This window comes from Streptacidiphilus melanogenes (genome assembly GCF_000787835.1).
In the GTDB taxonomy this organism is placed as follows: domain Bacteria; phylum Actinomycetota; class Actinomycetes; order Streptomycetales; family Streptomycetaceae; genus Streptacidiphilus; species Streptacidiphilus melanogenes.
In genome coordinates this window covers 175,998-188,550 of sequence record NZ_BBPP01000008.1, presented here as the reverse complement: position 1 = coordinate 188,550, position 12,553 = coordinate 175,998, and the positions used below count along the sequence as shown (strand labels likewise).

Sequence of the window (12,553 nt, the reverse complement as noted above, 5' to 3'; positions counted from 1 at the left end):
GAGATCGTGGCAGACGTGACTGACATTGACAGCCGCCGGTGGACAGCTGGACGAGCGGCAGCAGGTGATCATCAATAGACGGGCAGCCACGCACCGATGGGGCCGGCGAGGTGGGTGTTACGCCGGCACCTGGGCATCGGTGGCGAGCAGGGCCCGGAGGGGCGTGGTGTCGGGAGTGTCGGAGACGGCCGCGTCGAGGGCGTTGTCCATGCCTGCCTCCCAGGCCTCAGGGAGGGCTACGCCGGGGATACCGGACCAGGCGACGTCCGGGACCGCGTGCCCGGCCTTGGCGAGGTGGAGATGGACCATGCCCGCGAGACCGTCAAAGACCTTGGGGCGGATGAAGTTGCGGGCCGATTCGCCCGTCAGTCGTGAGGCCTGGCCCGGCTTGGGCATCCGGTTGGCGATCTCCGTCCACAGCAGGCCGCGGTCGATCGCATCGAGGACCTCCGCAAGGCTGGGCAGCTCGTCGTCCGGCACCAGCTCACCCCCGGCTCGACCACCGACCTCGCTGCGCAGCGACCGGGCCACGGCGACACGCAAAGGCTTGGACCAGCCGTCGGCGTCGGCGAGTGCGCGGATCATGGCCAGGTCGTCCCAGCTCAGGCGGCGCAGCTCCGCCGTCGCCGGCGGGAGCACGCACTTCTCCAGCTCGGCGAACACCCGGTCCGGGTCGTGCAGCAGCGCAAGGGCGCTCGGCTCGCCGGCCGACTCGTCGGCGCGGCCGTCCGCGGGCAGTTCCTCGATCCGGGCGATCCGCTCGGCCATCGGCGGGTGCGAGTCGTACTCGTGCGGACGCGGGGCGCGCTGCCCGTTGCGGAGGACGGCGAGCCCTTCCTCGGAGCGGGCGGCCAGCAGCCGCCGGAATCCGCCGTGCACCTCACCCACGGGCGGAAGCGCACCGAGTTTCGAGCCCATCCCGGCGTACGTCCGCAGATAGTGCTGGTGGGCCGCGTCGAGGACGGGCAACGCCCGCAGCGCGTTGGCCGTCGCGTCGCGGCCCGCGTGCCGGGCGGCCGCCTGGTCCGCCGCGAACTCCTGCCTGCGGGCCACCGGTTGCGAGGTCCGCAGGAACATCGTGGCGTAGGCCCCGTACAGGGCCCCGATCAGATGCTGCAACCGGGTGCTGCCCCGGTGGAACACCCGCACCGTGTGCAGGACCGCCGCCCGCCCGCGCATCGTGATCGCGCCCAGCCGGGTGTCGAGGTTGCCGTAGTGTCCGAACTCGTGGGCGAGGACGGCCTGGAGCCGCGGGACGGTCAGTCCGGCCAGCAGCGGCAGGCCCAGGAACATCCGGCGGCGTCCGGGAAGCAGTCCCAGCAGCCGGCTCTCCTCGGCGACGCTCGCGTTGACCTTCGCGGTCAGGTAGAGCTCTTCCGGCGGCAACTCCCCGGTCACCGAGGCGGCGGCTCGCACCTGCTCCCAGAGCTCGGGCTCTTCCTCAGGTGTGACCCGTATCGCGTCGGCAGGTGTGACCCGTATCGCGTCGGCCACCGGTCCGAACCGGCCGGCGCGCAGGAAGGCGTACATGCCTCGCAGGATCGTCGTGGCGGCCACCACGGTGCTCATGAGAATCACGGCGATGAGCCAGGCCGCAGGCGCGACGAACAGCCGGGTCACCAGCAGCCAGTCGGCGACCCCCATGACCACCAGCAGCACCAGGCCCAGCAGGTAGAACCCGGCGAGCAGCACGAGCGCGCGGACAGCGCGCAGTCGGAACGTCATCGCAAGAGCCCCCACATGGCCTGGCGGCCCACGGGCCACAGTGTCGGCGGATCCTACCCCGAGCCCTGCCGCGCAGGTCAGCCGCGTTCCCGGCGGTGGCCGCGGCCGGGTTCGAGGTGTGACAGTTTCCGTCCTTCTGCGCGCCTTCGGCCCCTGCCGCCGGCGACCGCTCGCCGCACTCAGCCCACCCGGTCCAGGCGGTCCAGCCAGGAGAGGACGGGGCCGCAGCCGTCCTCGGCGCGGATGAGGGCGCCGAGGTGGCGGGCGCGGTCGCGGTGGGGGTCGGAGCGGGCGGCGCGGGTGAGGAGCGGGGTGAGGGCGCGGGCGTCGAGGTGGCGCAGCGGGACCGAGCCCGGGGAGACGCCGAGGGCCTTGAGGCGGGAGGCCCAGAAGGCCGCGTCGAACTGCACCGGCACGGGGACTGAGGGCACCCCCGCCCGGAGGGCGGCGGCGGTGGTGCCCGCGCCCGCGTGGTGGACGACGGCGGCGGTGTGGGGGAAGACCAGGGCGTGCGGGAGTTCGTCGACGGTGAGCATGTCGTCGCCCTCGGCGTGCAGGCCGGCCCAGCCGCGTTGGACGATCCCGCGCAGGCCCGCCGCGCGCAGCGAGGCGACGAGGTCGGCGGAGGTGCGCTCGGGGTCCGGCACGGTCGCGCTGCCGAGGCCGACGAAGACCGGCGGCGGTCCGGCGAGGAGGAAGTCCCGTACGGATGAAGGCAGCTGCGTGGTCGGCGGGCAGTGGGGCCACCAGTAGCCGCAGACGTCCAGCCCGGCGCGCCAGTCGCGCGGGCGCGGCACGACGAGCGGGCTGAAGCCGTGCAGCACGGGCCACTGCTGGCGTTCGCGGGCGTGCCGGGTGGCGCGGACTCCCGCGGGCGGGAGGCCCAGGCGGCTGCGCATGCCGCGTGCAGCCTCGACGAAGATCAGGTCCAGGGCGGCGTTGACGGCCCGCGCGCTGAGCCGGTTGCCGGTGCGCCCCAGGGAGCGGACTCCCACCACCGGGGCGAGGAACTCACCGGTCGGGGCGAGGGGTTGGAGGTAGACCCCGAGACTGGGCAGGCCGAAGCCCTCGGCCAGGACGTGGCCGACCGGTGCAAGGACGGCGGAGAGCAGCAGCACGTCCGCCTGACGGGCGGGGGCCACCATCGCGTCGGCGAGGTCGGCGACCAGTGAGCGCGCCAGCGCGATCATGCGGGCGAGCTTGCCGGCTCCGGTCGTGGCCCGGTGCAGGCCCTGGCCCGCGCCGGACTCCAACTCCGCACGCGGGTCGACCGGGAGCGCGTGGAAGCCGAGGCCCGCCTCCTTGGCCAGCCCCTCGAACCGGCCGTGGGTCACCAGTGTGACCTCGTGCCCGGCGCGCGCCAGGGCGTGCCCGAGGCCGGTGCAGGGGGCGACGTCGCCTCGTGAGCCCGCCGTCATCAGTGCCACACGCATGCGAACAGTCTTCCCCGCCGACCGCGTCCCCATGACGGGCGCGCCGGATCACCCCACCATCGGGGGACGCTTGACTTCTGGCCCGTCCCGCCCCACCGTACAATCTGACGATCCATCAGCTACCGCTGTCAGCTGACCGCACGCAGCCAGGCGCGGCCCGTCAGGAGGGACGGCTACGCAAGCCATGGGACACGTGCGCAAGGACTCCGAGCACCACGAACACCTCGAACCCGCCAAAGCCTCCGCCCACTCCGAAGCCTCCGAAGCCTCCGAAGCGGGGAACCGCTCGGGCTCCCCCGTTCTCTCGCGCCGCGCCCTGCTCGGCGCGGGCGCGGCCGCGCTGGCCGTGACGACCGCGCAGTGGACGCCGTTGGGGCGCATCGCCGCGGCCAGCGCGGCCACGACCATCCCCGCGCCGCCGCAGTTCCCCTCCGGCATCGCCCTGTACCAGCAAACCTTCCAGAACTGGTCCGAGGAGGTCCTCGTCGAGGGCCTGTGGAGCGCCTCGCCCGCCTCCCCCGCGGACGTGGTGACGCTGGCCAACTGGGCGCACGCCAACGGCTGGCGGCTGCGGCCACGCGGGGGCGGCTACAGCTGGTCCCCGCTGGTCACCCCGGCCGGGACGCCCGCCAACGTGCTGCTGGTCGACTCCTCCAACCTGACGGGCATCAGCGTCAACAGCGCCGGAGCCGCCACCGGCGGCGCCAGCGTGACCGTCCAGCCCGGGGCGACGATGGACACCCTGCTCGGCACGCTCAAGTCGGCGGGGCTCGGCTTCACCGGCTTCCCGGTGATCGGCGCCGGGACGGTCGGCGGGGCGCTGGCGACCGGCGGTCGCGGCACGGGCGTCCCGGCCGTCGGCGAGACCCGGCTCCCGGGGCACACCTACGGCTCGCTCAGCAATCTGATCCTGAGCCTGACCGCCGTCGTCTGGGATCCGACGCAGGGCGCGTACACGCTGCGCACCTTCCAGCGGACCGATCCGCAGATCCAGGCGCTGCTGGTGAACCTCGGCCGGGTCTTCGTCACGCAGGCCACCCTGCGTGTCGGCCCGGACCAGCGCCTGCGCTGCCAGAGCTGGTTCAACGTCGCGGCCACCGACCTGTTCGCGCCGCCGGCCTCGGCCGGTTCGAAGTCGCTGGCCTCCTACGTCGACCAGTGCGGGCGCGTCGTCTGCATCTGGTTCCCCTTCACGACCTCGCCCTGGCTGCGGGTGTTCACGCCGACGCCGAACCAGCCGTGGGTGTCGCGCGCGGTCACCGGGCCGTACGACTTCACCTTCAACGACATCGTGCCGAAGAACGTCTCGGACCTGCTCTCCCAGATCGTCGCCGGCGACGCGGCGGCGACGCCGCAGTTCACCGCCGCGCAGATGGACGCGATCAGCGCCGGCCTGATCGCGACCGGCACCTGGGACATCTGGGGCTGGTCCAGCGACGTCCTGCTGTACGTCCGCCCGACGACGCTGCGGATCACCTCGACCTGCTGCAACGTCGTCACCTCGCGGGCCCGGGTCCAGCAGGTGGTGAGTGACTTCTACGCGCAGTACAGCGCAAAGCTGGCCGCCTACGCCGCGCAGGGCCAGTACCCGATGAACGCCCCGCTGGAGATCCGCGTCACCGGCCTCGACCAGCCCGGCGACTGCGCCGTCCCCGGCGCGCTCGGCGCGCAGCTCTCCCCGCTGCGCACCCGCCCGGACCACCCGGAGTGGGACACCTCCGTCTGGTTCGACATGACGACGGTGCCGATCACGCCCGGCTGCCACCAGTTCATGGGCGAGATGGAGACGTGGTTCCGCTCGCACTACACCGGCTCGTACGGGGCGGTGCACAACGAGTGGCCGAAGGAGTGGGCCAACGGCCCCTCCGGCGCCTGGACCGACAGCGCGGCGATCGGCGAGGCCATCCCCGCCTCCTACACCGACGGCCAGGCGGCGGGCGACGGCTGGAACGCAGCGGTCGCGACCTTCACCGCGCTGGACCCGAACGGCGTCTTCGGCAGCCCGTTCCTCGACCGCGTCCTGGTGCCGGGATCCTGAAGTCCGGGACCTGGGGCGGGGTCTGGCGCGGAGTCTGGCGCGGAGTGCGCGCGGGCCCGGTAGCAGCTCCTGCGCGAGGTTCCGTGCGCGTGCGCAGCATCTCCACAACCGGTGCACGCTCCCTCCCCACCCCGGGGCGCTGATCAGCAGGTTTGCTTGGGTAGAGTGCGCGGATGCACGACAGACGACACCGCCCGATGTCCGCCGCCGAGGCCGCGTCGCTGCGCGCCTCGTCCCCCGTGGACGAGGCGCTGCTGCAGCGCATCCGCGCCGCGCTCGCGAGCCGGGACAACAGCGACGACGCCGCGCCCCAGGCCGAGGCTGACGCCTCCGCCGACGCCGACACGTCAGCGGACGCCGCAGACGACCCAATGAAGACCGCCGACGAGGACGCCGATCGCGACACCGTCCGCGACGCCGTTCGCGACGCCGTTCGCGACACCGACGGCGACGCCGCCCGGGACACCGACGAGGACCTGACCGCCTCGGCGTGAGCCCCGGGCCCCGCGAAGCGACCCGGCGGCGCTGATCCGATGACCTGACCGGATTCGCGGCGCGCCTCGTCCAATCGGCGGCGTCAACGCAGGTCGCGACAGGTTCACTCGTGTCGCGCGAGTGATTCCGCGTCTCCGGGCAGGAGGATTTGACCGATTCCTCGCGTTTCTTCCTTCACCCCCTGAGAGGTCTGAGGTCATGATCCGTCGTCTTGGAACCGTGCTGGCGGGCGGCCTGCTGCTGACGATCGTCGGTCTGACGGCGCTGCCGACCACGGCGTCCGCCGACACCGGCAGCAATGCTCCCCAGTCGCAGACGTACCTCTGCGACGTCGGCGACTCGGGCTCCACGGCCACGGTCCAGACGACGGACATCAACGGCGCGCAGACCGTCATGCCGACCCTCTTCGGCATGACGCTGAGCAACTGCCGCCTCGCGCAGTAGCAGGATCCGTAGCAGCGGCCCGCCCGTCGCTGCCGCGCCGCCGGTGTCCGCCGTCGGAGTGGCGGCGACGGTTTCGTGTTCCCGCGGCTCGAACGGGCTGAGCCCGTCTTCCGCGTCCGGCCGGACAGGGCCTACGAGCGCGACAGGACGACCCTGGCGACGGCGGGCATCCGCGCGGTCTGGAAGGCGGCGTAGCCTCCGTTGGCCAGGAGCTGGAACTTGACGCCCTCCTTGCCGGCCGGACGCTCGTACCCGGCGGGGACGTACCGCTGGTAGTGCGCGGCGGCCCGCTGGAAGAAGTCCTGGCGTTCGCTGCGGGAGAGGCAGTCCGACAGGGCCAGCAGGAAGAGGTACTGACGGATCATCCGGGTGAAGAGGTGGGGCACGACGTCCGCGCGCCCGTGGGCCTCCAGCAGGCCGAAGCTCTCCTCGTAGCGGTCGAAGACGTCGAAGTGGGTGCCGCCGGGGCCGCCTGCCGGGTGGGCGGTGTGGCGGCGGCGCAGCTGCGCGCAGTCCCACTTGAGGACGGCCGCGGTGGACGCGGCGAGCATCAGGCGGTGCTGGACGGAGATCTCCTCGTGCAGACCGTCGGGGAACGCCGCGCCCGACCGGAGCCACAGGTCCCGGCGGACCAGCCGGTCCCACATGTAGGCGGGCGCGCCGAACAGTTGGGGCTGGCCGGTGGGGGCGAAGGTGGCCGCCCCCTGCCCGGCCAGCAGTTCGGCCGCGCCGCCGGGCCAGGAGCGGCCGCGGTGCAGCCGGGTGTGGCCGAAGAGCAGCACGTCGGGCCCGCCGCAGGCGCGCAGCCGGTCGGCCATGGCCTGGAGCGTGCCGTCCCACAGGACGTGGTCGGCGTCGAGAAAGAGCAGGTACGCGCCCGTGGCCCGCGCCGCGCCGGCGTTCCGGGCCGCGCCGACGGAGGCGACGGTGTCCAGGCGCACGACCGACACCCGGCCGTCCTCCAGTTCCGCGGCGCCGATCACGTCTGGCGGGCACTCAGGGGACGCGTCCGCGGCGACGACGACTTCGATGTCGCGGAAGGACTGTCCCAGCACCGACTGCAGGCAGGTCCCCAGGGTGCCCTGGAGGTCGTGTGCGGCGACGATGACACTGATCAATGGCGAGGTGGACACGCCAAGGGAACTTAGGGGCCAGGAAAGAGGGCCACAAGATCGCCAAGGCCGCCGAACTGCATTGTTATACAAACTCCCGTAATCCTTCACAGCGTCAGCACGAAGCCGTCAAGGCCTGCGCGACCAGGCGGCGAGCGATCCACCGGACGATCACGCCAAAGCAGCATTCACGATGCATCGATTGTGCATCACGCACGCTGTATGTACTGTGCATATCGCTGGCGCTCATGCTCCACGCTCCACCGTCACGCTCGCAGTCATCGCAAGGAGAACCGCATGGACGGCTCGCAGCCGGCACCCCGCACCGGCGTCGTCGTCGGTGTGCTGGCCCTCGCCGGGATCGTCGTCTCACTGATGCAGACCCTGATCGTGCCGCTGATCGGCGAGCTGCCGAGGCTGCTGCACACCACCGCGGGCAACACGTCCTGGGCGGTCACGGCGACGCTGCTCGCCGCCGCCGTCACCACTCCGGCGATCGGCCGCCTGGCGGACCTCCACGGCAAGAAGCCGATGTTGCTGATCTGCATGGTCCCGGTGATCGCGGGCTCGGTCGTGTGCGCGACGGCGGGCTCGCTCGCGCCGATGATCGTCGGCCGGGGCCTGCAGGGCATCGGCGCGGGCCTGGTGCCGATCGGCATCAGCACCCTGCGCGACGTGCTGCCTCCGGAGCGGATGGGCTCCGCGATCGCCCTGATCAGCTCCTCGCTCGGCATCGGCGGCGCGCTCGGCCTCCCGATCTCGGCCGCCGTCGCGCAGCACGCCAACTGGCACGTGCTGTTCTGGGCCGCAGGTGCGCTCAGCATCCTGGTCGGCGCGCTGATCTGGGCCCTGATCCCCGCTGTCCCGGCGCGGGCCGACGGCAGCTTCGACATCCCCGGAGCCCTCGGGCTCGGCGGTGGCCTGGTCTGCCTGCTCCTGGCCATCTCCAAGGGCGCCGACTGGGGTTGGACCGGCGGCGCCACCCTCGGCCTGTTCGGCACGGCCGTCCTCGTGCTGCTCGCCTGGGCCTGGTGGGAGCTGCGCTCCGCCTCCCCGCTGGTCGACCTGCGGGTCACCGCACGCGGCCAGGTGCTGCTGACGAACGCCGCCTCCATCGTGGTGGGCTTCGCGATGTACGCCTCCGCCCTGATCACCCCTCAGCTGCTCCAGCTGCCGACCGCGACCGGCTACGGCCTCGGCCAGTCCATGCAGGCCGCCGGCCTGTGGATGGCCCCGGCGGGCCTGATGATGATGCTCGTCTCACCGCTGGGCGCCAAGCTCTCCGCCGCGCGCACCCCGAAGACCACGCTGGTCGTCGGCAGCCTCGTCATCGCCCTCGGCTACGGCTCCTCGGTCGCGCTCATGGGCTCGGTCTGGGGGCTGCTGGCCGTCTCGATCGTCATCAACAGCGGCGTGGCCCTCGCCTACGGCGCGATGCCCGCCCTCATCATGGGCGCGGTGCCGCTCTCCGAGACGGGCTCGGCCAACAGCTTCAACACGCTGATGCGCTCCATCGGCACCACGCTGTCCGCGGCCGTGGTCGGCGTCGTCCTCTCGCACATGACCACCCACCTCGGCCCTTACGCTGTCCCCTCCCTCAACGGATTCCGCACCGGCATGCTCGTCGGCTGCGCCGTCTCCCTCACCGCGGCGGCGGTCGCCTCCTGCATCCCGCTCCGCAAGCCCACGCCGGAGGCATCCACCCCCGCACCCCGCGTCGCCCTCGCCGACACCGACCACTCCCCCGTCTGAGTTCAGCGGGGACGCCGTTGCCGACGAGCGCGAGGGGCGTCACCACGGAATGGACATCGCCCGCGACCTGGCGCAGGGGTGCGACTGGCCGGTGGGGCGTGACGGGCAGCGCTCCGTCTGCGCGATGTGCTCGCCGGACGACCGCGAACGGCTGCTGCGCCAGGAGGCCGCACTGATCGGCTGTCTCGACCGCCAAGGCGTCGGTCGCCGCTGACCCGAGACGCGGCTCCGCTGCTCCGAGACGGCCCTCACGTGGACTTGACGGGCGGTGGAGCAGACTTGGCCCATCGTCGGCCCGTGTGGGGTCGGGTCGGGAACGGGCGGAGGACGGATGGCGGAGGACGGCGGGGCCGTGGGGGACTGGGACGGCGTCGTCCTGGACGAGGCGTTCGTGCGGGGCGCGGAGCACAGTGAGCCGTCGGCGCGGGCGCGGATGCTGGCGGCGCGGTGGCGGCGGGAGGCGCCGGAGCCGGAGCCGTGGCGGGCGGACAAGCCGCCGGCGGGGTGGTTCTTCGGCCGGCGGCGGCGCCGCTGGAGGTAGGGCCGGCCGGCCGGGCGGCGTCAGGCCTTGACGCCGCCGGTCAGCAGGCGTTCGCGGTGGAACAGGGTGGAGACCACCCGCCAGGCGAGCACGTCGATCACCAGCAGGGCGAGGCCCAGGCCCAGAGCCACCGTCAGCGTGGGCTTGATGACGTCGAAGCCCACCAGCGCGGCCACCGCCAGCGGTGGCAGGCTCGCGAACGAGCTGAGCTGCTGGGCGACTCGGACGTCGCTGCTGCGGGTGGAGATGGCGATGCCCACCCAGATCGACCAGCCGGCCAGCAGCGGGGTGAACAGGAGCTGGGCGAGGATCCTGGGCGCCTGGAAGATGTCGTGCACGACGTTCTCGTGCGCGAAAGCCCCCACCGCCGCCAGGAAGACGCCGTACATCAGGTACGAGATCAGCAGCGTCGGCAGGAGGGCGGCCAGCGCCTTGCCGAGCAGGAACTCGGTGGGGCGGACGGGGGTGGTCAGCACCGGTTCGAGGGTGCCCTGTTCGCGCTCGCCGACCACCGCGTAGGAGGCGACGACCGCCGGGACGAGGGCGGGGATCAGCATGAGGTAGAGCAGCGAGAGGCCGACCACCGTGTCGATCCTCGACGCGGGCGCGTCCGCGGGCAGCTTGAAGATGGTGATCACCGGGCTGATCATGAACACCACGGGCAGCACCGCCATGGTGACGGCGATGAAGCGGTTGCGCCGGTAGTCGTTGACCTCCTTGCGGATCAGCGCCCGGATGCGGGTCCAGCTCAGGGGGCTCTGCAGGGCGTTCATCGGGTCCGTGCCTCCACGTCCTCGTCGATGAGCTGGAGGTAGACGTCCTCCAGGGAGTGGTGGGACGGGCTGAGCGCGAGCAGGTCCGCGCCCGCTCCGACCACCGCGCGGGCCGCGGCGGGAGCCGCGAGCTCCGCGTCCGAGAGGGTGAGCACGTAACCCGCACCGCCTGCACCGCCCGCACCGCCGGGGCCGCCGGGATCGGCGGTGCGCGCGTGCCAGCCCTCCACGCCGGGCAGCCCGGCGAACACGGCGTCAGGATCGTCCAGCGGCGTGCGGGTGGTGATCTGCAGGGTCTTGGCGAACAACTGCTCGCGCAGCTCGTCCGGGCGGCCGATGGTGCGCAGCGTGGTGTTCATGATGCCGACGCGGTCGCACAGCGCCTCGGCCTCGGCCAGGCGGTGCGTGGTCAGGAAGATGGTGACGCCCTGGCGGCGCAGGCCGTCGATCAGGCCGTGCACGTCGCGGGCGGCCAGCGGGTCGAGGCCTGAGGTCGGCTCGTCGAGGAAGAGGATCTGCGGGTCGCTCAGCAGGGCGCGGGCCAGGCCGACGCGCTGCCGCAGGCCCTTGGACAGGGCGCGGCACGGATCGCCCGCCCGGTCGAGCAGGTTGACCGCGCGCAGGGCGCGCTCGATGCGCCCGCGCCGGTCGTCGAGCTCGTAGAGCCCGGCGAAGAACTCGAGGTTCTCCGCGACGCTGAGGCGCAGGTACAGGCCGGGCGACTCGGGCATGACCGCGATGCGGCGGCGGATCTCGACGCCGTTGGCCTCGGTCAGCGGCAGGCCCGCGACCGTCGCGTTGCCGGAGGTGGGCGCCAGCAGGGTGCCGAGGGTGCGCACCGTGGTGGTCTTGCCCGCCCCGTTCGGCCCGAGGAAGCCGAAGACCTCGCCGTAGGCCACGTCGAAGGACACGTCGGCGAACGCGGTGCGCTCGCCGAAGCGCTTGGTCAGTCCGTCCACGACGATCGCGGGACCGGTCGGGGCCGCCGCGGTGCGCGTCGTGGCACCGTCTCGTTTCACCGTCACACTTAAAGTGATATCACTTTAGACGGTGCCGGTCCACAGCCTGCGACGTGCGCATTCACGCCCCGCCGCTGGCCTCGCCGCCGTCCCCGCCATCGACCTCCCCGTCGCCGTCGGCGGCCTCCTCCGCACGCGGCCGCTTGGGCGGACGCCCGCGGCGGGGCAGTCCGCCGACGTTGCCCGGCAGCCGCCCGGCGTCCGCGAGGGCGCGGCGCAGCAGCAGCTCGATCTGGGCGGTGGTGCTGCGCAACTCGTCCCCGGCCCACCGGGCCAGCGCGTCGTGGACCGCCGGATCCAGCCGCAGCAGGATGCTCTTCCGTTCCCCCACGGCCCCGCCTACTGGTAGAGGGTGCCGGTGTTGACGACCGGCTGGGTCGCAGTCTCGCTGCACAGCACGACGAGCAGGTTGGAGACCATCGCCGCCTTGCGCTCCTCGTCCAGCTCCACCAGCTCCTCCTCGGTGAGCTGTTCGAGCGCCATGCGGACCATGCCGACCGCGCCCTCCACCACCCGGCGGCGGGCGTCGACGACGGCGTCGGCCTGCTGGCGCCGCAGCATCGCCTGCGCAATCTCGGGCGCGTAGGAGAGGCGGGTGATCCGCGACTCGACCACGGACACGCCGCCCATCGCGACACGCTCGGCGATCTCCGCGGACATCCGGGAGGTGATCTCCTCGGCGTTCTCCCGCAGCGAGAGACGGGACTCGCCGCGCGCGTCGTAGGGGTAGCTGCCGGCGACGTGCCGGACGGCGGTCTCGGCCTGCACGGCGACGAACTTCACCACGTCCTCGACGCCGTAGACCGACTTCGCGGTGTCGGCCACCTGCCAGACGACGACCGCGGCCATCTCGATCGGGTTGCCGTCGGCGTCGTTGACCTTGAGCGTCGCCGTCTCGTGGTTCCGGATCCTGGTCGACACGCGCTGGCGCTTGGTGAAGGGGTTCACCCAGCGCAGACCCGTGTCGCGGACCGTCCCCTCATACCGGCCGAACAACGACACCACCCGTGCCTGCCCCGGGGCGACGGCCGTCAGCCCTCCGAGCATCAGCACCCCCAGCACGAGCAGCACCACCCCGGCCGCCCGCGCACTCCCCACCAACGCCGCACCCGCGGCGAGCAACGCGACCCCGGCCACGAGGCCGACCGCCCCCGTCACGCTGCGCGCCACCCGCTCGCTGATCGCCCCCGCCACCGCGTCCATCCGGACCGCCTCGCTTCT

The 12,553-nt window shown here is 72.8% G+C and carries 13 protein-coding genes; 6 read left to right on the top strand and 7 right to left on the bottom strand.

Annotated features, from left to right (window positions below; translation table 11 throughout):
* Positions 1–117 precede the first annotated feature (117 nt).
* Both TR49_RS11875 and TR49_RS11870 read right to left on the bottom strand, forming a co-directional pair.
* Positions 118–1,725 carry a M48 family metallopeptidase gene (locus tag TR49_RS11875; protein WP_042380587.1) on the bottom strand — a complete coding sequence of 536 codons (1,608 nt, stop codon included), beginning with the start codon at positions 1,723–1,725 and terminating at the stop codon, positions 118–120.
* A gap of 179 nt (positions 1,726–1,904) precedes the next feature.
* Positions 1,905–3,158 (bottom strand): glycosyltransferase, encoded by a 1,254-nt coding sequence (locus tag TR49_RS11870; RefSeq protein ID WP_236653330.1) that lies wholly within the window; start codon positions 3,156–3,158, stop codon positions 1,905–1,907.
* Positions 3,159–3,342: 184 nt separating this feature from the next.
* Between TR49_RS11870 and TR49_RS11865 the strand changes: the two genes are divergently transcribed.
* The 3 genes from TR49_RS11865 (at position 3,343) to TR49_RS11855 (ending at position 6,135) form a co-directional block, all read left to right on the top strand.
* Positions 3,343–5,196: a cholesterol oxidase substrate-binding domain-containing protein gene (locus tag TR49_RS11865; RefSeq protein WP_084724810.1), complete on the top strand. Its 1,854-nt coding sequence runs from the start codon at positions 3,343–3,345 to the stop codon at positions 5,194–5,196.
* Positions 5,197–5,369: 173 nt separating this feature from the next.
* Positions 5,370–5,690 carry a hypothetical protein gene (locus tag TR49_RS43750; RefSeq protein ID WP_160311580.1) on the top strand — a complete coding sequence of 107 codons (321 nt, stop codon included), beginning with the start codon at positions 5,370–5,372 and terminating at the stop codon, positions 5,688–5,690.
* Positions 5,691–5,889: 199 nt separating this feature from the next.
* Positions 5,890–6,135 (top strand): hypothetical protein, encoded by a 246-nt coding sequence (locus TR49_RS11855; protein WP_152627204.1) that lies wholly within the window; start codon positions 5,890–5,892, stop codon positions 6,133–6,135.
* Positions 6,136–6,266: 131 nt separating this feature from the next.
* Here the strand turns inward: TR49_RS11855 and TR49_RS11850 are convergent, their stop codons facing one another.
* Positions 6,267–7,268: a glycosyltransferase family 2 protein gene (locus tag TR49_RS11850; RefSeq protein ID WP_160311579.1), complete on the bottom strand. Its 1,002-nt coding sequence runs from the start codon at positions 7,266–7,268 to the stop codon at positions 6,267–6,269.
* A 276-nt stretch (positions 7,269–7,544) separates the two neighbouring features.
* Between TR49_RS11850 and TR49_RS11845 the strand changes: the two genes are divergently transcribed.
* The 3 genes from TR49_RS11845 (at position 7,545) to TR49_RS11840 (ending at position 9,540) form a co-directional block, all read left to right on the top strand.
* Entirely contained in the window at positions 7,545–8,999 is a 1,455-nt protein-coding gene (locus TR49_RS11845) for an MFS transporter (RefSeq protein WP_042380579.1), read from the top strand.
* A 49-nt stretch (positions 9,000–9,048) separates the two neighbouring features.
* Positions 9,049–9,213: a hypothetical protein gene (locus tag TR49_RS43745; protein ID WP_160311578.1), complete on the top strand. Its 165-nt coding sequence runs from the start codon at positions 9,049–9,051 to the stop codon at positions 9,211–9,213.
* Between the two features lie 117 nt (positions 9,214–9,330).
* Positions 9,331–9,540 (top strand): SGM_3592 family protein, encoded by a 210-nt coding sequence (locus tag TR49_RS11840; RefSeq protein ID WP_042380577.1) that lies wholly within the window; start codon positions 9,331–9,333, stop codon positions 9,538–9,540.
* 20 nt (positions 9,541–9,560) lie between these two features.
* Here the strand turns inward: TR49_RS11840 and TR49_RS11835 are convergent, their stop codons facing one another.
* Genes TR49_RS11835 through TR49_RS11820 form a run of 4 tightly spaced genes read right to left on the bottom strand, consistent with a single transcriptional unit; the run spans position 9,561 to position 12,535 of the window.
* Positions 9,561–10,313 (bottom strand): ABC transporter permease, encoded by a 753-nt coding sequence (locus tag TR49_RS11835; protein ID WP_042380574.1) that lies wholly within the window; start codon positions 10,311–10,313, stop codon positions 9,561–9,563.
* Positions 10,310–11,338, bottom strand: a complete 1,029-nt coding sequence (locus tag TR49_RS11830) for an ABC transporter ATP-binding protein (protein WP_052434208.1) — start codon at positions 11,336–11,338, stop codon at positions 10,310–10,312. The genes TR49_RS11835 and TR49_RS11830 overlap by 4 nt, the downstream gene beginning before the upstream one ends.
* A 55-nt stretch (positions 11,339–11,393) precedes the next feature.
* Positions 11,394–11,663, bottom strand: a complete 270-nt coding sequence (locus tag TR49_RS11825) for a type II toxin-antitoxin system antitoxin (protein WP_042380571.1) — start codon at positions 11,661–11,663, stop codon at positions 11,394–11,396.
* An 8-nt stretch (positions 11,664–11,671) separates the two neighbouring features.
* Positions 11,672–12,535, bottom strand: coding sequence for an SPFH domain-containing protein (locus TR49_RS11820; protein WP_042380568.1), 864 nt, complete (start codon positions 12,533–12,535; stop codon positions 11,672–11,674).
* Positions 12,536–12,553: the final 18 nt, after the last annotated feature.

What these genes read in the sequence shown, in the direction of transcription:
- TR49_RS11865 (WP_084724810.1), top strand. Translation starts at nt 3,343, where the DNA reads ATGGGACACGTGCGCAAGGACTCCGAGCACCACGAACACCTCGAACCC.
- TR49_RS11845 (WP_042380579.1), top strand. Translation starts at nt 7,545, where the DNA reads ATGGACGGCTCGCAGCCGGCACCCCGCACCGGCGTCGTCGTCGGTGTG.
- TR49_RS43750 (WP_160311580.1), top strand. Translation starts at nt 5,370, where the DNA reads ATGCACGACAGACGACACCGCCCGATGTCCGCCGCCGAGGCCGCGTCG.
- TR49_RS11840 (WP_042380577.1), top strand. Translation starts at nt 9,331, where the DNA reads ATGGCGGAGGACGGCGGGGCCGTGGGGGACTGGGACGGCGTCGTCCTG.
- TR49_RS43745 (WP_160311578.1), top strand. Translation starts at nt 9,049, where the DNA reads ATGGACATCGCCCGCGACCTGGCGCAGGGGTGCGACTGGCCGGTGGGG.
- TR49_RS11855 (WP_152627204.1), top strand. Translation starts at nt 5,890, where the DNA reads ATGATCCGTCGTCTTGGAACCGTGCTGGCGGGCGGCCTGCTGCTGACG.
- TR49_RS11875 (WP_042380587.1), bottom strand. Translation starts at nt 1,725, where the DNA reads ATGACGTTCCGACTGCGCGCTGTCCGCGCGCTCGTGCTGCTCGCCGGG.
- TR49_RS11820 (WP_042380568.1), bottom strand. Translation starts at nt 12,535, where the DNA reads ATGGACGCGGTGGCGGGGGCGATCAGCGAGCGGGTGGCGCGCAGCGTG.
- TR49_RS11870 (WP_236653330.1), bottom strand. Translation starts at nt 3,158, where the DNA reads ATGCGTGTGGCACTGATGACGGCGGGCTCACGAGGCGACGTCGCCCCC.
- TR49_RS11835 (WP_042380574.1), bottom strand. Translation starts at nt 10,313, where the DNA reads ATGAACGCCCTGCAGAGCCCCCTGAGCTGGACCCGCATCCGGGCGCTG.